General features: G+C 63.8%; 15 protein-coding genes and 1 pseudogene. 12 read left to right on the plus strand and 4 right to left on the minus strand.

Features of this window, described 5'->3' with window-relative positions; all coding sequences use genetic code 11:
• Positions 1-238 precede the first annotated feature (238 nt).
• The 10 genes and pseudogenes from MKD49_RS15430 to MKD49_RS15475 all read left to right on the plus strand — a co-directional run bounded on the left by MKD49_RS15430 (position 239) and on the right by MKD49_RS15475 (position 12,989).
• Positions 239-1,567: an aspartate aminotransferase family protein gene (locus tag MKD49_RS15430; RefSeq protein ID WP_204726776.1), complete on the plus strand. Its 1,329-nt coding sequence runs from the start codon at positions 239-241 to the stop codon at positions 1,565-1,567.
• Positions 1,568-1,602: 35 nt separating this feature from the next.
• Complete coding sequence (locus tag MKD49_RS15435; RefSeq protein ID WP_209583551.1) at positions 1,603-3,096, plus strand: CoA-acylating methylmalonate-semialdehyde dehydrogenase; 1,494 nt, start codon at positions 1,603-1,605, stop codon at positions 3,094-3,096.
• A gap of 574 nt (positions 3,097-3,670) precedes the next feature.
• Positions 3,671-4,864, plus strand: a complete 1,194-nt coding sequence (locus tag MKD49_RS15440) for an ABC transporter substrate-binding protein (protein WP_121041230.1) — start codon at positions 3,671-3,673, stop codon at positions 4,862-4,864.
• Positions 4,865-4,944: 80 nt separating this feature from the next.
• The gene (locus tag MKD49_RS15445) at positions 4,945-5,811 is read left to right on the plus strand and encodes a branched-chain amino acid ABC transporter permease (RefSeq protein WP_034340650.1); all 867 of its coding nucleotides are present in this window, start codon (positions 4,945-4,947) and stop codon (positions 5,809-5,811) included.
• A 52-nt stretch (positions 5,812-5,863) separates the two neighbouring features.
• Positions 5,864-6,862 carry a branched-chain amino acid ABC transporter permease gene (locus MKD49_RS15450; protein ID WP_252696725.1) on the plus strand — a complete coding sequence of 333 codons (999 nt, stop codon included), beginning with the start codon at positions 5,864-5,866 and terminating at the stop codon, positions 6,860-6,862.
• On the plus strand, positions 6,859-7,626 hold the full coding sequence (locus MKD49_RS15455; protein ID WP_121041236.1) for an ABC transporter ATP-binding protein: 768 nt from the start codon (positions 6,859-6,861) through the stop codon (positions 7,624-7,626). The genes MKD49_RS15450 and MKD49_RS15455 overlap by 4 nt, the downstream gene beginning before the upstream one ends.
• A complete protein-coding gene (locus MKD49_RS15460) occupies positions 7,623-8,327 on the plus strand; it encodes an ABC transporter ATP-binding protein (protein WP_252696726.1) in 705 nt (234 codons plus the stop codon). Before MKD49_RS15455 ends, MKD49_RS15460 begins: the two co-directional genes overlap by 4 nt.
• A gap of 35 nt (positions 8,328-8,362) precedes the next feature.
• Positions 8,363-9,622 carry a Zn-dependent hydrolase gene (locus MKD49_RS15465; RefSeq protein ID WP_252696727.1) on the plus strand — a complete coding sequence of 420 codons (1,260 nt, stop codon included), beginning with the start codon at positions 8,363-8,365 and terminating at the stop codon, positions 9,620-9,622.
• A 37-nt stretch (positions 9,623-9,659) separates the two neighbouring features.
• Complete coding sequence (locus MKD49_RS15470; RefSeq protein WP_252696728.1) at positions 9,660-11,153, plus strand: M81 family metallopeptidase; 1,494 nt, start codon at positions 9,660-9,662, stop codon at positions 11,151-11,153.
• A 220-nt stretch (positions 11,154-11,373) separates the two neighbouring features.
• A pseudogene (locus MKD49_RS15475) lies at positions 11,374-12,989 on the plus strand (methyl-accepting chemotaxis protein).
• Here the strand turns inward: MKD49_RS15475 and MKD49_RS15480 are convergent.
• Positions 12,953-13,843 carry a TauD/TfdA family dioxygenase gene (locus MKD49_RS15480; RefSeq protein WP_252696730.1) on the minus strand — a complete coding sequence of 297 codons (891 nt, stop codon included), beginning with the start codon at positions 13,841-13,843 and terminating at the stop codon, positions 12,953-12,955. The pseudogene MKD49_RS15475 and the gene MKD49_RS15480 sit on opposite strands and share 37 nt — an antisense overlap.
• A 155-nt stretch (positions 13,844-13,998) precedes the next feature.
• On the opposite strand from MKD49_RS15480, the gene MKD49_RS15485 reads away from it, so the two are divergent.
• Positions 13,999-14,922 (plus strand): cupin-like domain-containing protein, encoded by a 924-nt coding sequence (locus MKD49_RS15485; RefSeq protein ID WP_252696731.1) that lies wholly within the window; start codon positions 13,999-14,001, stop codon positions 14,920-14,922.
• 71 nt (positions 14,923-14,993) lie between these two features.
• On the opposite strand, the gene gatB is transcribed toward MKD49_RS15485, so the two are convergent.
• From gatB to gatC, 3 genes are all read right to left on the minus strand, one after another.
• The gene (gene gatB / locus MKD49_RS15490) at positions 14,994-16,454 is read right to left on the minus strand and encodes an Asp-tRNA(Asn)/Glu-tRNA(Gln) amidotransferase subunit GatB (protein ID WP_121041248.1); all 1,461 of its coding nucleotides are present in this window, start codon (positions 16,452-16,454) and stop codon (positions 14,994-14,996) included.
• Between the two features lie 45 nt (positions 16,455-16,499).
• A complete protein-coding gene (gene gatA / locus MKD49_RS15495; RefSeq protein ID WP_252696732.1) occupies positions 16,500-17,966 on the minus strand; it encodes an Asp-tRNA(Asn)/Glu-tRNA(Gln) amidotransferase subunit GatA in 1,467 nt (488 codons plus the stop codon).
• A 73-nt stretch (positions 17,967-18,039) separates the two neighbouring features.
• Positions 18,040-18,342 carry an Asp-tRNA(Asn)/Glu-tRNA(Gln) amidotransferase subunit GatC gene (gene gatC, locus MKD49_RS15500; RefSeq protein ID WP_134134198.1) on the minus strand — a complete coding sequence of 101 codons (303 nt, stop codon included), beginning with the start codon at positions 18,340-18,342 and terminating at the stop codon, positions 18,040-18,042.
• Positions 18,343-18,701: 359 nt separating this feature from the next.
• Here gatC and MKD49_RS15505 point away from each other — a divergent pair, with 359 nt between their 5' ends.
• The gene (locus MKD49_RS15505) at positions 18,702-19,745 is read left to right on the plus strand and encodes a rod shape-determining protein (RefSeq protein ID WP_006465688.1); all 1,044 of its coding nucleotides are present in this window, start codon (positions 18,702-18,704) and stop codon (positions 19,743-19,745) included.
• The last annotated feature ends 313 nt before the right edge of the window (positions 19,746-20,058 follow it).

Genomic DNA, 20,058 nt, shown 5'->3' on the forward strand with positions numbered 1-20,058 from the left:
GTGCTGCTTGCAAATTCCCTGAATCAAGGCGAATCCCCTATGGGTACAGGGATACCCAAGAACTAGCCAGCGTGATCGAAGCACACGCTTCTCACCGGACGGAGCAATACAGTTTGCCCCACAGACCAATACAGTTTCCAGCGAAAATCAAAAGTGTAGCTAACAATACGGGCGCTGTCTGGCAATAATCAAGCACTCCCGATTTTTTCCAGAAATTTCCCTTTACACGGTGCCTGCCATGTCCAGCCAAGACCAAACGCATCCCTCCAGCCTGTCGGCCTACTGGATGCCCTTCACTGCCAACCGCAACTTCAAGGCCGCGCCGCGCATGCTGGTGTCCGCCGAAGGCATGCACTACCGCGACGATGCCGGCAACAGCATCTTGGACGGCACTGCGGGCCTGTGGTGCGTGCCGCTGGGCCACGCCCATCCCAAGATCGTGTCGGCCGTGCAGAAGTCCGTGGCCACGCTGGACTACGCGCCCTCCTTCCAGCTCGGCCACCCGAGCGCCTTCGAACTGGCCGAGCGCCTCAAGGCCTATACCGGCAACCGCTTCGCCAACGTGTTCTACACCGGCTCCGGCTCGGAAGCGGTGGATACGGCCCTCAAGATCGCCCTGGCCTATCATCGCGCCAAGGGCAACGCCACTCGCACCCGCCTGATCGGCCGCGAGCGCGGCTATCACGGCGTGGGCTTCGGCGGCATGTCGGTGGGCGGCATCGGCGGCAACCGCAAGACCTTCAGCACAGCATTGCTGCCGGGCGTGGACCACCTGCCGCATACCCACAACCTGGAAAAGAACGCCTTCACCAAGGGCGAGCCGGAATACGGCGCGCACCTGGCCGATGAGCTGGAACGCCTGGTCACCCTGCACGACGCCTCCAACATCGCCGCCGTGATCGTGGAACCGGTGGCCGGCTCCACCGGCGTGCTGATCCCGCCCAAGGGCTACCTGAAGCGCCTGCGCGAAATCTGCACCAAGCACGGCATCCTGTTGATCTTCGATGAAGTCATCACCGGCTTCGGCCGCCTGGGCACGCCCTTTGCGTCCGACTACTTCGATGTCGAACCGGATATCTTCACCACCGCCAAGGGCCTCACCAATGGCGTGGTGCCGATGGGCGCGGTGTTCGTGAAAAAGGAGATCCACGACGCCTTCATGAACGGTCCGGACGGCATCGAGCTCTTCCACGGCTACACCTACTCCGGCCACCCGCTGGCCTGCGCCGCCGGCCTGGCCTCGCTGGAAGTGTTCCAGACCGAAGGCGTGCTGGAGAATGCGCAAGCCGTGTCGGACTATTTCCAAGAAGCGGCGCATGCCCTGCGCGGCCTGCCGCATGTGATCGACGTGCGCACCATTGGCCTCATCGCCGGCATCGAGCTGTCCTCCATTCCCGGCCGCGTCGGTGCCCGCGCCTATGACGCCTTCGTGCGCGCCTTCAATGACGGCATCCTGATCCGCGTCACCGGCGACATCATCGCCCTGTCGCCGCCGCTGATCATCAACAAGCAGCAGATCGACGAACTGTTCGGCAAGCTGGCGGCCATCCTCAAGACCCTGGCCTGATCCCCTTCACCCAAGCAATGACGCAAGAAAGATTCATGGAAAAGATTGCACACTACATCGGCGGCAAGCGCGTCGATACCCAAAGCGGGCGCTACGCCGATGTCTTCAACCCGGCGCAGGGCGTGCCAGTGGCGCAGGTTGCGCTGGGCACGGCCGACGAGGTCGATGCGGCGGTGAAGGCCGGTGTGGCCGCCTTCCCGGCCTGGTCCAACACCCCGCCGCTGACCCGCGCCCGCGTGCTGTTCCGCTTCCTGCACCTGATCCAGCAGCGCGCCGACGACTTCGCCCGCATCATCGTGCGCGAGCACGGCAAGACCTTCTCGGATGCCCAGGGTGAAGTGGCGCGCGGCATCGAGATCGTCGAGTTCGCCGCCGGTATCCCGCAGATGCTCAAGGGGGAATACACCGACCAGATCGCCCGTGGCATCGATGCCTGGTCGATGCGCCAGGCGCTGGGCGTGGTGGCCGGCATCACGCCGTTCAACTTCCCGGCCATGGTGCCGATGTGGATGTTCCCCATCGCCATTGCCTGTGGCAACTGCTTCGTGTTGAAGCCCTCCGAGCGCGATCCCTCGGCTGCGCTGCTGATCGCCGACCTGCTGCAGGAAGCCGGCCTGCCCGATGGCGTCTTCAACGTCATCCAGGGCGACAAGGTGACCGTCGATGCCCTGCTCGATCATCCGCAGGTCAAGGCCATCAGCTTCGTCGGTTCGACCCCGATTGCCGAATACATCTATGCCCGTGGCTCGGCCAAGGGCAAGCGCGTGCAAGCCCTGGGCGGTGCCAAGAACCACATGGTGGTCATGCCCGACGCCGACATGCAGCTGGCCGTGGATGCCCTGATGGGCGCGGCTTACGGCTCGGCCGGCGAGCGCTGCATGGCGATCTCGGTGGCGGTGGCCGTGGGCAGCGCCGGTGATGAACTGGTGGCCGCACTGGCCGAGCGTGCGCGCAAGCTGAAGATCAACGAAGGCATGGCGGCCGGTGCCGAGATGGGTCCGGTGGTGACCGCGGCTGCCAAGGAACGCATCGAAGGCCTCATCGGCCGTGGTGTGGAAGAAGGCGCGACCCTGGTGGTGGATGGCCGTGGCTATCAGGTGCCTGGTTTCGAGAAGGGCTTCTTCGTCGGCGGCACGCTGCTCGACCATGTGACGCCCGAGATGACAGTGTACAAGGAAGAGATTTTCGGACCGGTGCTGTGCGTGCTGCGCTGCCCCGACATCGCCAGCGCAGTCGAACTGATCAATGCACATGAGTACGGCAACGGCGTGGCGGTCTATACCCGTGACGGCGGCGTGGCGCGCGAGTTCGTGCGCCAGATCGAAGTGGGCATGGTGGGGGTCAACGTGCCGCTGCCGGTGCCGATGGCCTTCAGCAGCTTCGGCGGCTGGAAGCGCAGTCTCTTCGGCGACCATCACATGTACGGACCGGAAGGCGTACGGTTCTACACCCGGGCCAAGGCGGTGATGCAGCGCTGGCCCAATACGGCCAGTGCCGGTGCGGAATTCGCGTTCCCGCAGATGAAATAAACAGGATCAACGGCATGAAATTTTCATGCCGTTTTTCTTTGGCGGGTGCGTATCATGAAGGGCCTGTCCCGCCCTGCCCAGACGGTGTTGGTGCAGAAAACGTCAGGCAAGGTGCAGAAACGATCAGCCATCCCCAGCCCGCAGGAAGTCAAATGCGGGCTTGCACCAAAAGCAGCAAACCTTAGAAAACCAGACCGTCGTGGACGACCGGTGGAGACACACCGGCAGCACGGGAGAACGGCAAACCACATTTGGAGACACGCTCTGCGGAGCGGCAGGAGGAGCCCCATGACGGCTCACGCCATGCGGCGCAAAGGCGCGCCGCAACAGCGCTTATGGCTTGTCACGTCCCGTATTGCAGCGACTGCGCAAGACGGTGCGACCCTGTTGACCCACCCTTTTCCGCCGGTTCGTGGCGGAGGATTCCACACGTCCATGCAAATCATCCCTGCCCGGCTTTCCTTAGTTTTTCGGGAAGCACGGGCATGGAACTTGCGTTGACGGGCAGTACTGCAGCATTGCGCAATTCCATGGATGTCATCTGTCAATCGTAAGCTTCGAGGGAGAAACAAGCATGATCAGCCGTCGCAATTTCCTGAAACTGTCCGCACTGGCCGCACCCGGCGCACTGAGCTACCACGATGTGTTTGCCCAGGCCGAGAGCATTGCCTTCGGCTGTCCGGTGCCGATGTCCGGCCCCTTCGCCGCCAACGGCAAGTTCGCCGACATGGGCATGAAGCTGGCCCTGCAGAAGTACGGCAAGGTACTGGGCAAGAGCACCAGCTACGTGACTCTGGACACCGAAGGCAAGCCCGCCACGGCGGTGCGCAAGATGCAGGAAACCATCGAGAAGGGCACGCGCTTCTTCGCCGGCGGCATCCTCTCCGGCGAAGCGCTGGCCATGGGCAAGGAAGCCGACAAGGCCGGCGCAGTCTTCATCACCACCGCAGGCGCCGACGAGATCACCGGCAGCGATTGCAACCGCGCCACCTTCCGCTGGTCGGTACCGACCTTCGGGGCCATCGAACAGACCGTGCGTCCGCTGCTGGAGAAGCTGCCCAATGCCAAGCGCTGGTACACCATCACGCCGCAATACGTGTTCGGCGAAGGCCTGCTGTCGGCGGCCAAGAACATCTTCAAGGAAAAGGGCATCGAACATGTGGGCAACAGCTACCACTCGCTGACCGAAAAGGAATTCTCCGGCTATCTCACCAATGCCATGGCGGCCAAGCCGGACGTGCTGCTGCTGCTCAACTTCGGTTCGCAATCCTCGGATACGCTGCGCCAGGCGGTCAGCTTCGGCATGAAGAACAACTGCACCATCCTCATGGCCTGGGCCTCGGGACTGGAACAGTTCGAGACCCTGGGGGCCGATATCTGCGATGGCGTCTACTTCGGCGCGCAGTACTGGCACGCCATCGATTCGCCCTTCAACAAGGAGTTCGTCAAGCTGGTCAACGACAATCTCAAGATCGATCCCAACTACAGCCTGGCCGGTTCCTACATCTGTACCAAGATCATCCTGGACGCCATCATCAAGGCCAACAGCACCGATCCCAAGGCGGTGATCGCGGCCATGGAAGGCATGAAGTACGAGGGCCTGACCGGCACCGAGGAAATCCGCAAGGGCGACCACCAGGTCATCAAGAACTACTACCTGCTCAAGGGCAAGGCCAAGGCGAAGATGGCCAACAAGAATGACTATGCCGACATCGTTTCCTCCGGCAAGTCCTTCCTGCCGCTGGAGAAGACGCAGTGCAAGCTGTGATGTGCCTGGCTTGAGGTTCAGGGCCTGTCCTCCGCTTGCGGGGACAGGCCGCATTTGCTGCATCATCGTCACGAGGTTCCATGAACATCTATCTGCTGCAGATCGCCAATGGCGTGGGCATCGGCATGCTCTACTTCCTGCTGGCAGTGGGCTTGTCGATCGTCTTCGGCCTGCTGCGCTTCGTCAATTTCTCGCATGGCGCCTTCTTCCTGCTGGGCGCCTATCTCTGTTACGAGGCCACCAGCCGCGGTCTGGATTTCTGGTGGTCGCTCTTCATTGCCCCCGCCGCCGTGGGCCTGTTCGCCTGGGTGGTGGAGCGCTTCGTGCTGCGCCACGTGTATGCCCTGCCGCATCACTTCCACATCCTCTTCACGGTCGGCATGGCGCTGGTGATCCAGGAAGCGGTGATCTCGGTCTGGGGACCGCTGGGCAACAATGTCTCGCCGCCGGATCTGCTGCAGGGCGTGGTGATGTGGGGCGGCTTCGTCTATCCCAAGTACCGCCTCTTCGTCATCGGCCTGACCGCCGTCATGGCGCTGCTCCTGTGGTGGGTGCTGGAAGGCACGCGCCTGGGCTCGATCGTGCGGGCCGGGTCGGAATCGACCGAAATGGTCAGCCTGCTGGGCCTGAACATCCAGCGCATCTTCAGCCTGGTCTTCGCCCTGGGGGCGGCCACCGCCGGACTGGCCGGGGCGCTGGCCGCACCGATACGCGGGGCTGATCCCTTCATGGGGGTCGAGGCCCTGGGCATCGCCTTCGTGGTGGTGGTGGTCGGCGGGCTGGGCAGCTTCTGGGGCGCGCTCATCGGCGGCATCCTGGTCGGCATCGTGCAGAGCGTGATGAGCACGGTCTGGTCCGAAGGGGCGCACCTGATGATCTACGTGGCCATGGCGGCGGTGATGCTGCTGCGTCCGAATGGCTTGCTGGGCCGGCCCGGCGCGGCCTGAAGCCGCATTACGTCACCTGACGCCACCTGACGTTTTCTGCACAGAGGCTTTCATGAAACAGATTGCGCATTTCCGTTACACCCTGCTGGCCGCCGCCGTGGTGCTGTTGCTGCCGCTGCTGCTGCCTTCCGGCACGCTGGCCACCGAAGTGCTGGTGTTCGCCCTGGCCGCGCTGGGCTGCAACCTGCTGCTGGGCTATACCGGCCTGATGTCCTTTGGCCAGGGCATCTTCTTTGGCGTGGGCAGCTATACCACCGGCGTGGTGCTGCTGCAGCTGAAACTCGCGCTGCTGCCCGCATTGGCCCTGGCGGCCGTGGGCGGCGCGCTGGTAGCGCTGCTGGTGGGCTGGTTCTCGATCCGCCAGCGCGGCACCTACTTCGTGATGCTCACGCTGGCCTTCGCCCAGATGTTTTATTTCCTCGCCTATACGTTGAAGGACGTGACCGGCGGCGACAACGGCCTGCTGGACATCCCGCGCCCGCCGCTATCGCTGTTCGGGATCACGCTGCTGCCGACCACTTCCTCGTGGCAGTACTACACGGTGGTGGCCATCCTGTTCGTGCTGGTGTTCTGGCTGCTGCAGCGCGTGGTCGATTCGGTGCTGGGCAAGACCCTGCTGGCGGTGCGCGAGAACGAAGCGCGCGCCTCGGCGCTGGGCTATGACGTACGGCTGCTGAAGCTGGCGGCCTTCGTCATCTCGGGCGCGGTCACTGGTCTGGCCGGTGGTCTGCACGCGATGATGACCGGCGTGGCACCGCTGTCCAACATCGAATATCACACCAGTGAAGCGATTCTCGTGATGACCGTCATCGGCGGCACCGGCAACCTGTTTGCCTCGGTGCTGGGCGCGAGCTTCTATGTGCTGGTGGGCAACTGGCTCTCCACGCTGTGGCCGCGCTGGCTGATGCTGCTGGGGCTGCTGTTGATTGCGGTCAGCCTCTACATGCAGAAGGGCCTGTTCGGCCTGGCCATGAAGTTGATCGATGCCGCGCGCGGCCGCAAGGATGACGCGCCACAGGCCGCCACCGTGAACAAGGAGAAGCACTCATGAGCCGCCCCATCCTGCAAGCGCTCAACGTCACCAAGCGCTACGGCAAGTTCACCGCCGTCAACGGCATCACGCTGGACATCGAGGCCGGCACCGTGCATTCGGTGATCGGTCCCAATGGCGCGGGCAAGACCACGCTGTTCCATACCCTGACCGGCACCACGCCCATCACCGAGGGCAGCATCCTGGTCGAGGGCGAGGAAGTGGCGCACCTGCCGGGCAATCGCCGGGTGCAGAAGGGATTGGCGCGCTCCTTCCAGGTGACCAGCCTGTTCCCCAACCTGAGCGTGCGCGAGAACCTGCGGCTGGCTGCGCAGGGCCGTTCCCCGCTGGCCGCACTCAATCCCTGGAAACGTGCCGAACAGTTCACTGCCGCATGCACACTGGCCGATGAGCTGGTGGCGCGCCTGTCCCTGCAGGCGGTGGCGGAGCGGGCCTGTGCAGAACTTTCACATGGACAGCAACGCAGGCTGGAGGTGGGCATGGCCATGGCCGGACGGCCCAAGGTGATCTTCCTGGACGAGCCGACCTCGGGCATGGGCATCGACGACATCGCCGAGATGAAACAGCTCATCCATGGACTGCGGCGCGACTATACGGTGGTGCTGATCGAACACAACATGGATATCGTGATGGATATCTCGGACCGCATCACGGTGATGCAGCTGGGCCAGATCCTGGCGCAGGGCAAGCCGGCCGAGATCCGCAGCGATGAACGCGTGCGCCGGGCCTATCTCGGCAGCATGATCACGGGAGGCAAAGCATGATCCTGCAAGTGGAAGACGTTCACGGCTACTATGGCAAGAGCCACATCCTGCAGGGCGTGTCGCTGCAGGTCGATGCCGGGGAAGTGGTGACCCTGCTGGGACGCAATGGCGCGGGCAAGACCACGACCTTGAAAAGCATCGTCGGCGTGGTGCCGCCGGCGCAGGGACGCGTGCTGTTTGAAGGCCAGGTCATCAGCGGCCTGCCCTCCTACAGGATCGCGGCCCGCGGCGTGTGCCTGGTGCCGGAGCATCGCGGCATCTTCAAGCTGCTGACCGTGGAAGAGAACCTGACCATGGCCGCGCGCAAGGAATCCGCATGGGGGCTGGACGAGGTCTACACCATCTTCCCGCGCCTGAAGGAGCGCCGCAGGAATGGCGGCGGCCAGCTCTCCGGCGGCGAGCAGCAGATGCTGGCCATTGCACGCGCGCTGATGACGCATCCGCGCGTGCTGATGCTGGACGAACCGGTCGAAGGCCTGGCCCCGGTAATCGTGGACGAGATCGTGGCGCAGCTGCGGCAGATCAAGGCGACCGGGATGTCCATCATCCTGGTGGAACAGAATCTGGAAGTGTGTACGCAACTGGCGGACCGGCATTACATCGTCGAACAGGGACGCATCGTCTACAGCGGCAGCAATGCCGCCTTCCTGGCCGATGATGGCGTGAAGGACCGTTATCTGGGCGTGAATCTGGCGGCATGATGGCTGCCGCGCACCAACCCGAACAAGGACTCGATATGGACATGAAAACACAAGCCTCCACCCTGCGCATCGACGGCACGCGCCTGTGGGATTCACTGATGGAACTGGCCCGCATCGGCGGCACCGCCAAGGGCGGCGTCTGCCGCCTGGCCCTGACCGACCTCGACAAGCAGGGCCGCGACCTGGTCACGTCATGGGCGCGCGCTGAAGGCATGAGCGTGGTGGTGGACCAGATCGGCAACATCTTCATGCGCCGCCCGGGCCGCAACAATGCGCTGCCGCCGGTGATGACGGGCTCGCACATCGATACGCAGCCCACTGGCGGCAAGTTCGACGGCAACTACGGCGTGCTCTCCGGCATCGAGGTGATCCGTACGCTGAACCAGCACAACATCCAGACCGAGGCTCCCATCGAAGTGGCGGTATGGACCAACGAAGAAGGCTCGCGCTTCGTGCCGGTGATGATGGGCTCGGGGGTCTTCTGCGGGGCCTTCACGCTGGAGCATGCCTACAACGCCACCGATATCGACGGCAAGAAGGTGCGCGACGAACTGGAACGCATCGGCTACATCGGTGAGCAGGTCTGCGGCGACCATCCCATCGGTGCGTATTACGAGGCGCACATCGAACAGGGACCGGTACTGGAAAATGCCGATACCGTCATCGGCGTGGTGCCGGCGGTGCTGGGGCTGTCGTGGTACGACTGTACGGTGACCGGTTTTGAATCGCATGCCGGGCCGACCCCGATGGAGATCCGCAAGGACGCGCTGCAGGTATCGACCACCATCATGCAGGAGGTGGTGGCCATCGCCAACCGCTATCCGCCTTACGGACGCGGCACGGTGGGCCAGGTGCAGGTGATGCCCAACAGCCGCAACGTGATTCCGGGGCAGGTGAAATTTTCCATCGACCTGCGCAACGTCAGCGAGGACTCGCTCACGCGCATGCATGAAGACCTGCTGGCCTACCTGGAAGCGATGCGCAAGAAGACCGGGCTGTCCATCGAACTGGAGCGGGTCTCGTACTTCCCGCCCTGCCCCTTCCATCCGGATTGCGTGGACAACGTGCGCGCGGCCTCGGCCGCACTGGGCTACAAGACCATGGACGTGGTCTCCGGCGCGGGGCACGACGCCATCTATGCAGCACGCCTGGCACCGGCAGGCATGATCTTCGTGCCCTGCAAGGATGGGGTCTCCCACAACGAGATCGAAGACGCCCGCCCCGAACACCTCGAAGCCGGCTGCAACGTGCTGTTGCAGGCCATGCTGGCCAGCGCGGGCGTGGTCGCCGACTGATCATTGCATGAATTTGGATTGATGCAAAAAACTGAACATGAAACCGAAAATCGTCATTGCACGCATGAATCACGAGACCAATACCTTCTCGCCGATTCCCACCCCCCTTGAAGCCTTCGCCCCGCAATGGGATGCCGAAGCGTATCGCGACCAGAAGGGTGCGCGCACCGCGATGGGCGCCTTCCTCGAACTGGCCGAACAGACCGGCACCGAGATCGTCACGCCGCTGGCTGCATGGGCCAATCCCAGTGCGGCGGTGGCGGCCGATGCCTACACGGTGATGTGCGACGCCATCGTGCGTGCCATTGAAGGTGGCTGCGATGCCATCCTGCTGGACCTGCATGGCGCCATGGTGGCCGAGAACGCCGAGGATGGCGAAGGCACGCTGCTCGAACGCATCCGCCGCATCGCGCCCGATACGCCCATGGCGGTGGCGCTGGACCTGCATGGCAACGTCACGCAGAAGATGGTCACGCATGCCGATGTGATCGTCAGCTTCAAGACCTATCCGCACATCGACATGTTCGAGACCGGCGAGCATGCCGGCCGCCTGCTGCTGGCACGGCTGCAGGGCAAGTCGCGGCCAACGATGGCCTGGCGCCAGGTACCGGTACTCTCGGCCACGCTGACCAGCAATACCTCGGCCTCGGCCATGCAGCGCGCTGTGGAAGCGGCCAAAGCCGCCGAGCAGGAAGCGGGCGTGCTGGCGGTGTCAGTGCTGGCGGGCTTCCCGCTGTCGGATTTCCGCGATGCGGGGATGTCCGTAGTGGTGGTGACCGAGAACGACACCGCACTGGCCGATGCCGTGGCCGAGCGCATCGCGCGGCAGATCTGGAATGAACGTGACGACTTCGTCTATGACAGCCTGCCGCTGGCCGAATCGCTGGCGCAGGCCCGTGCACTGAGCGAGGGACCGGGACAAGGGCCGGTGCTGCTGCTGGATCACAGCGACAACGTCATGTCGGGCGGTACTTGCAACACTATGGACGTGCTGGAAGCCGCTCTGCAGGCGGGTCTCACGGGCATTGCCGTTGGCCCGGTGAGCGACCCGGAAGCGGTGGCGCAGCTGGTGCAGGCCGGGGTGGGTGCGACCGTCACGCTGGCCGTGGGCAACAAGGTGGACCTGGCTGCGCAGGGCATCAGCAAGACGCCGCCGGTTTATACCGGAAAGGTATCGGCCATCAGCGATGGCCGTTTCACCGTCACCGGGCCGATCTACACCGGCTCGACCTTGCAGATGGGGCGCAGCGTGCTGCTGGACATCGGTGCAGCGCGCATCGTCATCACTGAAGAGCGGGTCGAACCGTATGACCTTGGCGTCTTCGCCAGCCTGGGCCTGGACCCGGCGCTGCAAGCCTTCCTGATCCTGAAGTCGCGCATGTATTGCCGTCCGGTCTTCGTGCCCATCAGCCGCGCGTTGGTAGAGTGCGACTCCGACAGCGGCGGCCCGACCAGCGCCAATTTCCGGCTGTTCCCGATCAAGAAGGTGCGCCGTCCGATCTATCCGCTGGATCCGGCCATGGACTGGTAACACGCACCGGGCTTGCGCTGCGGGCCGATGGGCTTTGCCGTAATACAACACCCCGGTATCGGGATATTCCCGAGTTGTGCCGTGCCGGGGAGGGCCTGTGTTAGCCTGCAAAGACAGCAAGGATGGGCTGCCCGTCCTTGCTGCCAGCGCCCGGCTCACGATCACAACAGAAAAACAGCACACCAGCCGCCGGTCGCATCACTCAATCAGGGGAGACGGAATGAAAAACCTCAAGATCGGCGTACGCCTGGCCATCGGCTTCATTGCCTTGCTGATGTTGATGGCCGTGATGGTCGGCCTGGGCGTGTGGCGACTGGGCAATATCGGGGACGCCACCGACGAGATGACCCAGATCGCGCTGAAGAAGGAACGCGATGCCGTACAGTGGCATGCGGCCATCAAGGAAAACGGCGTGCGCACCTTCGCCGTCATGAAGAGTGATGACGATGCCTTCCAGCAATACTTCCAGAAGCAGATCGATGCGCAATCGGCCAAGATCAGCCAGCTGCAAAAGCAGGTAGAGGCGGCCATCACCGATCCCGAGGAAAAGCGTCTCTTCGCGGAAGTCGGCAAGCTGCGTGCCGCCTATCGCGATACGCGGCAAAAGATCTTCGACATCAAGACCGCCGGCGACGATGCACGCGCCCGCGAGATGACCGATACCACGCTGGTGAAGATGATGGATGAGTACGCCGACAGCGTACTGCGCTACGCCGATTACCAGAAGAAGGTGATCGACCAGGCCGCCAGCGAGATCAACGGCGACTATCGTTCCGGCCGCAGCATGCTGCTGATGCTGGGTGCGCTGGAAATCGTGCTGGGCGCGGCACTGGCCTGGCTGCTCACGCGCAGCATCACGCGCCCGCTGAACCAGGCGGTGAGCATCGCAGAAACGGTGGCCGCAGGCGACCTCACCTCGCGCATCGAGGCCAATAGCCGCGACGAAACCGGCCAACTGCTGGCCGCGCTCAAGTCCATGAATGGCAACCTGCAGGACATCGTGGGGCGGGTGCGTTCCGGCACCGAGACCATCAACGTCGCCTCGCGCGAGATTGCCACCGGCAACCTCGACCTGTCGGCGCGCACGGAACAGCAGGCCGGTTCGCTCGAAGAAACCGCATCGGCCATGGAACAGCTCACCTCCACCGTCAAGCAGAACGCCGACAATGCGCGCCAGGCCAATGCGCTGGCCGCATCGGCCTCACAGGTGGCCAGCCAGGGTGGTGCGGTGGTGGAGCAGGTGGTGGCGACCATGGGCGAGATCCACGCTTCGTCGCAGAAGATCGCCGACATCATCGGCGTGATCGATGGCATCGCCTTCCAGACCAACATCCTCGCGCTCAATGCGGCAGTGGAAGCGGCGCGCGCCGGTGAGCAGGGACGCGGCTTCGCAGTGGTGGCCTCCGAAGTGCGCTCGCTGGCGCAGCGTTCAGCGTCGGCGGCCAAGGAGATCAAGCAGCTGATCGGGGATTCCGTGGAAAAGGTCGGCGATGGCAGCCGCCTGGTGGCGCAGGCTGGTGACACCATGCAGGAGGTGGTGCACAGCGTGGCGCGCGTGACCGAGATCGTGCGCGAGATCACGCTGGCCAGCCAGGAACAGAGCGATGGCATCGAACAGGTCAACCTGGCCATCACCCATATCGATGAAGCCACGCAGCAGAATGCGGCGCTGGTGGAAGAAGCGGCGGCGGCGGCACGCTCCATGCAGGATCAGGCGGCCTCGCTGACCGAAGCGGTCAGCGTGTTTCGTCTTGATACCGCCCTGGTAGCAGACGCGCCGCTGCGCCCTCAGTGATCGCTCAGCGCGGCACGTCGCCTTCGACAGTGGTGCGATAGAGCGTGCGGCGCAGGTGTTGCGGGGTAATCGCGGCGTAGTGCTGGGTGCTACGGTTGTCCCAGAACACCATGTCATGCGCCTGCCATTGGTGCGTGTAGACATTCTCCGGACGCGTGATGTGGGCGTGCAGTTCCTTGAGGAGCGCATCGCTTTCGTCACGCGGGATGCCGATGATGTGCGAGGTAAAGCCTTCGCTCACGAACAGGATCTTGCGGCCGCTTTCCGGATGGGTGATGACCACCGGATGCTCCACCGGCGGCACTTCATCGATCTGTTGCTGGGTCAGCGGCTGACGCCACGGCGAGAGCTTGCGCAGGCGCTCGTAGCGGTAGACGTAGGAGTGCACGGCGCGCTTGCCTTCGAGCTGGGTCTTGAGCGCTGCGGGCAGGCTGTCCCAGGCGGCAGCGGTATTGGCGTAGAGCGTATCACCGCGTTCAGCGGGCAATTCTTGCGAATGCAGCAGCGCACCCAGGCTGGGCTTGGGCATGTAGGACAGGTCCGAATGCCAGTCCGCGCCGGCATCGACCAGGCCGATGGGCTTGCCGTTCTCGACCACGTTGGAGACGATCAGGATCTCCGGATGCCCGGCCAGGTGGAAGCGGTTGAGCACGTGCACCTGCAGCGGACCAAAGCGGCGGCTGAAATCGATGTGCTGCTGCGGCGTGATGCGCTGCTCGCGGAACACCACCACGCCATGCTCGACCAGCGCGCCGCGAATGCGCGCCAGCTGTTGCGCCGAGACCGGCAGGTTCAGGTCCAGGCCAACGATTTCCGCGCCCAGCGGGGCGTCGAAAGGACGGATCTCGAAGTGTTGTTGCGTCTGCTGCGTGCGTTCCAGTGTGGCGACCGACATGGGGGCTCCTGTGTAGGCGGTGCCAGCCCGGCGCATGTCCGGCTGGCCAAACGCTTATTACACTCCCCCGGCTACCCCGGAACAAGGAAGAAGAATTCATATCCTTATGCGGCAATCGAGATAGGGACTGCCGCAACCCCTTTAAAATGGCGAGGATGAAACCGTCCGAGCCTTCTCCTTCACTTCACCCCGGAACCGCCCATTCTGCGGCCAGGTCCCTGCCGCCACGCCCCGACGTCAGCGGCCTGAGCGCGGAGGAAGCTGCGGCACGCAAGGCGGCGCGCGACCAGCGCGATGCCAAGGTGCGTGGCGTGAGTTCGGTGGCCGAGATGCGTGAGGCCATCCGTGCGGCGAGTGCGTCGTTGCCCGAGGTGCATGAGATCGCGCGCATCGGTCCGCAGAAGACGGCGGCCTTCCGTGAACGGGCGCGGGCGGGGTTGCCCTTCATCATGACGGGCATGGCCGGCCGCTGGCCGCTCTCGGCGATGTCGGTGCAAGCGCTGCGGGAACACTTCGGCCAGTTGCCGGTGCGGGCCCGCGTGGGCGACTACATCAACACTGCCTTTGCGCCGGACCGGGCCATGCAGGACATGACGCTGGTCGATTACCTGGAACAGGCGCTGGCCGATGAGAGCGGGCTGCCGCCCTATCTGGGCAACCTGGAATTGCGGGAATTGAATCGCCTGTGCCACTGGCCCAACTTCTTCGAGAAGATGGGACCACCGCGTTTCTGGATCGGGCCGGCCGGCTGCATCACGCCGCTGCATTGCGACTATGACGACAATGTCTTCGCGCAGGTATGGGGCAGCAAGCGCGTCTGGCTGGCACCGCCCCATCATGACCAGTATCTCTATCCGAAGGAGGCCAACGCCATCCTGTTCGGTTCTCCCTTCGACCCCGATCATCCGGACCTGGAGCGTTTTCCGCTGGCGCGCCAGGCGGCACTGGTGTGCTGCGAAGTGCAGCCGGGAGAGATGCTCTACATCCCGGCGGGTTGGTATCACCAGGTCAGCTCATTGACCTTCTCGCTGTCGAGCAATCGCTGGGCACGGGGGCGGCCATTGGTGTTGGCCGCATAAGAAAAAACCCCGCGTCCGTTGCGGGACGCAGGGTTCATTGCGCTGCTGCTTTATCAGGCAAGGGCCTTGTATCAGCCCGCCAGCTTCTTGCGCAGCAGTTCCGTCAATTGCGCCGGATTGGCCTTGCCGCGCGTGGCCTTCATGGCCTGGCCGATCAGGGCGTTGATGGCCTGTTCCTTGCCGGCGCGGAATTCCGCCACCGACTTTTCATTGGCAGCCAGCACCTGGTCCACGATGGCTTCCAGCGCACCGCTGTCCGAAATCTGCTTCAGGCCCTTGGCTTCGATGATGTCATCGGCCAGCGAATCCTTGTCGGACCTGGCTTCCCACATGCCCGCAAAGACTTCCTTGGCGATCTTGTTGGAGATGGTGCCATCGGCGATGCGCTTCAACAGCAGCGCCAGTTGTGCGGCCTTCACGGGCGCATCGGCGATGTCGGTGTCTTCGCGATTGAGCGTGGAGGCCACGTCACCCATGAGCCAGTTGGCGGCCGGCTTGGCCTGGTCCTTGCCCGCGGCAGCCACCACAGCTTCGAAGTAGGAGGCCATGCCCTTGGATTGCGTAAGCACCATGGCATCGTATTCCGGCAGCGCATACTCGGCCACGAAGCGCTCGCGCATCGCGGCGGGCAGCTCGGGCATGGTGGTCCTGACGCGCTCGATCCACTCCTGCGAGATGGCCAGCGGCGGCAGGTCGGGGTCGGGGAAGTAACGGTAATCCTGCGCGTCTTCCTTGCTGCGCATGGAACGGGTTTCCTTCTTGTCCGGATCGTAGAGGCGGGTTTCCTGGACCACGGTGCCACCGTCCTCGATCAGCTCGATCTGGCGGCGCACTTCGTAGTTGATGGCCTCTTCCAGGAAGCGGAAGGAGTTCAGGTTCTTGATCTCGCAACGGGTGCCGAATTTCTCCTGGCCGACCGGACGCACCGAGACGTTGGCGTCGCAGCGGAAGGAACCTTCCTGCATGTTGCCGTCGCAGATGCCCAGCCACACCACCAGCGAATGCAGGGCCTTGGCGTAGCCGACGGCTTCGGCGGCGCTGCGCATCTCGGGTTCGGTGACGATTTCCAGCAAGGGTGTACCGGCGCGGTTCAAGTCGATGCCGGTCATGCCCTGGTAGTCTTCGTGCAGGGACTTGCCGGCGTCTTCTTCGAGGTGGGCGCGGGTCAGGTTGATGGTCTTGATCTCGGTCTTGCCGTCCTTCTCCACGGCGAAGGACATGGTGCCGCCTTGCACCACGGGGATCTCGAACTGGCTGATCTGGTAGCCCTTGGGCAGGTCAGGATAGAAGTAATTCTTGCGCGCGAACACCGAGCGCGGCGCGATGGTGGCGCCGATGGCCAGACCGAACTGGATCGCACGTTCCACCGCGCCCTTGTTGAGCACCGGCAGCACGCCCGGCAAGGCCAGGTCCACCGGGCTGGCCTGGGTGTTGGGCTCGGCACCGAAGCGGGTCGAGCTGCCGCTGAAGATCTTGGATTGGGTCGAAAGCTGCGTGTGCGTTTCGAGGCCGATGACGACTTCCCACTGCATGATGTTGTCCTTGCGAATGCTGTTGTAGTTGACGAGAGCCAGCGATCAGGCCGGTTCGCGCAGGTGCCAGTCGGTGGCCTGCTGGAACTGGTGCGCCACGTTCAAGAGGCGCGCTTCGTCGAAATAATTGCCGATGATCTGCAGGCCGACCGGACGCTTGCCGTTCTTCTCGCCCTGTCCGAATCCGCAAGGAATGGACATGCCCGGCAAACCGGCCAGGCTGGTGGAGAGCGTGAAGATGTCGGCCAGGTAGTTGGCCACCGGATCGTCGGTCTTGTCGCCCAGGTCCCAGGCGACGGTGGGCGAGACCGGGCCCATGATGACGTCGCACTGGCGGTTCTCGCCAGCCAGCGCGCGCTGGAAGTCCTCGGCGATCAGGCGGCGGATCTTCTGGGCCTGCAGGTAGTAGGCGTCGTAGTAGCCATGCGAGAGTACGTAGGAACCCACCAGGATGCGGCGCTTGACCTCGTCGCCAAAGCCTTCGGCGCGCGACTTCTTGTACATGTCGGCCAGGTCCTTGTAGTCCGCCGCACGGTGGCCGTAGCGCACGCCATCGAAACGCGACAGGTTCGACGAGGCTTCGGCCGGGGCGATCACGTAATACACGGGGATCGACAGCTCGGTCTTGGGCAGCGAGATCTCGACCAGGGTCGCACCGAGCTTCTCGAACTCGGCCAGGGCAGCGCGCACGGCCGCTTCCACGTCAGCGGCCAGGCCGGCACCGAAGAATTCCTTGGGCACGCCGATGCGCAGGCCTTGCAGGCTCTGGTTCAGCGAGCGGGTGAAATCTTCCTTGGGGCGTTGCAGGCTGGTGGAGTCGCGTTCATCGAAGCCGGTCATGGCGTTCAACAGCAGGCCGCAGTCTTCGGCCGTCTTGGCGATCGGGCCGCCCTGGTCCAGCGAGGAGGCGAAGGCGATCATGCCGTAGCGCGACACGCTGCCATAGGTCGGCTTGATGCCGGTGACGCCGCACAGCGAGGCCGGCTGGCGGATCGAGCCGCCGGTGTCGGTGGCGGTAGCGGCCGGCGCCAGGCGCGCGGCCACGGCAGCGGCCGAGCCGCCGGAGGAGCCGCCGGGGATGGCGGTTTTGTCCCAGGGGTTCTTGACCGCACCGTAGAACGAGTTCTCGTTGCTGGAGCCCATGGCGAACTCGTCACAGTTGAGCTTGCCCAAGGTGACGGTACCGGCCGCGTTGAACTGCTCCACCACGGTGGCATCGAAGGGGCTCACATAGTCATGCAACATGCGCGAGCCCGCTGTGGTGCGCCAGTTGCGGGTGACGAAGATGTCCTTATGTGCAATGGGCACGCCGGTCAAAGGACCGGCATCATTGCCTGCCAGGCGCACGTCGGCAGCCTTGGCCTGCGCCAGGGTCAGATCGCGGTCCACATGCAGGAAGGCATTGAGGTCGCTGGCCGCGATGCGGTCCAGGAACAGGGTCGCCAGTTCAGTGGCGGAAATCTTGCGCGCTTGCAGTTGCGCGGACAGTTCTTTGAGGGTGAGCTTGTGCATGGAGTCGGTTACGCTGCGGTCTTGCGGGCCGGCTGGGCCGGAAGCGGACGGTGGCTGGCGCGAAGCGCCGGATTCATTCAATGACCTTGGGCACCAGGTACAGGCCATCCTGGGTGGCCGGGGCCGGTTGCTGGTAGTCCTCGCGGCGATTGGATTCGGTCACGGCATCTTCGCGCAGGCGCAGTGCCAGCGCGGGTTCGATGGCGGCGATGGGGTGCGACAGCGGTTCCACGCCGGAGGTGTCGATGGCCCGCATCTGTTCCACCAGGGCGAAGATGCCATTGAGCTTGTCCAGGGTGGCATCGGCCTCGGCCGGGGTCAGCTCCAGTTGGGACAGTTTGGCGATGCGTTGGACGTCGGAAAGGACTAGAGACATGGTCGAAAGGACGCGCAGGGCGCGCCGCGTGATGTTGAAATTGGAAGACCCGTAGCCGCTGCGGCCGCAAGGCGTTTTCCGCAGCCTCGTTGCCGGGGGCAAGTTCGCTTGCGCGGCAGGTCGGCCAGGTCATGGCGTGGTGGGCGTAAAAAACGGCAAACCCGCGCCAGATGGCGGCCGGAAGGTCCCGGAATGCTGACATTTTTGGCAAACCGGCTTGCTGGTTTCTCGAGAATTATAAGGTAGAATGTCGGATTAATGCCTTGCAGGCGCCTGATTTTCGCGTCGCCGCAGCATGAACGGACACCTCCCCCTATCAAAAAGCTAGGCGCCCCCTCGCGGGCGCATCAGGACAACTCATGTTTGGATTTCTCCGCAGTTACTTCTCCAACGATCTGGCGATCGACCTCGGCACCGCGAACACGCTGATCTACGCGCGCGGCCATGGCATCGTGCTGGACGAGCCGTCGGTGGTGGCGATCCGCCAGCAAGGCGGCCCCAACGGCAAGAAGACCATCCAGGCGGTCGGCAAGGAAGCAAAGCAGATGCTGGGCAAGGTGCCCGGCAACATCGAGGCGATCCGCCCGATGAAGGATGGCGTGATCGCCGATTTCACCGTCACCGAGCAGATGTTGAAGCAATTCATCCGCATGGTGCATGACTCCAAGCTGTTCCGCCCCTCCCCGCGCATCATCATCTGCGTCCCCTGCGGTTCGACCCAGGTGGAACGCCGCGCCATCCGCGAATCCGCACTGGGCGCGGGCGCATCCCAGGTCTACCTGATCGAGGAACCGATGGCCGCCGCCATCGGCTCGGGCCTGCCGGTCTCCGACGCAACCGGCTCGATGGTGGTCGACATCGGCGGCGGCACCACCGAAGTGGGCATCATCTCGCTGGGCGGCATGGTCTACAAGGGTTCGGTGCGCGTGGGCGGCGACAAGTTCGACGAAGCCATCGTCAACTACATCCGCCGCAACTACGGCATGCTCATCGGCGAACAGACCGCCGAAGCGATCAAGAAGGAAATCGGCTCGGCCTTCCCCGGCTCGGAAGTCAAGGAAATGGAAGTCAAGGGCCGCAACCTGTCCGAAGGCATCCCGCGTTCCTTCACCATCTCCAGCAATGAAATCCTGGAAGCCCTGACCGATCCGCTGAACAACATCGTCTCGGCCGTCAAGAACGCGCTGGAACAGACCCCGCCGGAACTGGGTGCCGACATCGCCGAAAAGGGCATGATGCTGACCGGTGGCGGTGCGCTGCTGCGCGACCTGGACCGCCTGCTGATGGAAGAAACCGGCCTGCCGGTGATCGTGGCCGAAGATCCGCTGACCTGCGTGGTGCGCGGCTCGGGCATGGCGCTGGACCGCATGGACAAGCTGGGTTCGATCTTCTCGGCCGAATAAGCCGGCCGGAAGTCGCAGAACAGCCACAGCAGAAAGTACAGCAGCATCAAAGTACATGGGCCTGCCGGACAGCAGGCCCGGGCAGCAAGCATGAACCGGCAGCGATGTACTGCCGGATGAGTGGGGAACCGAACCGTTCGATATGACGCCGTTCACACCGACCAGCCACAGGATGCGCACCCCGCGTGCGCACCCGATGCAGCGTCGGCGGGTGCGGGGTCGCCAGAGCGCCTCGGCTCCCCTTTTTGTTACCGTTTTCGACGCAGGAAGTGAGTTATCCGCCTGCAGCCGGTCATCTGGTGTGACCCTGCAG

Source organism: Herbaspirillum sp. WGmk3, assembly GCF_023952535.1.
GTDB lineage: Bacteria > Pseudomonadota > Gammaproteobacteria > Burkholderiales > Burkholderiaceae_D > Herbaspirillum > Herbaspirillum huttiense.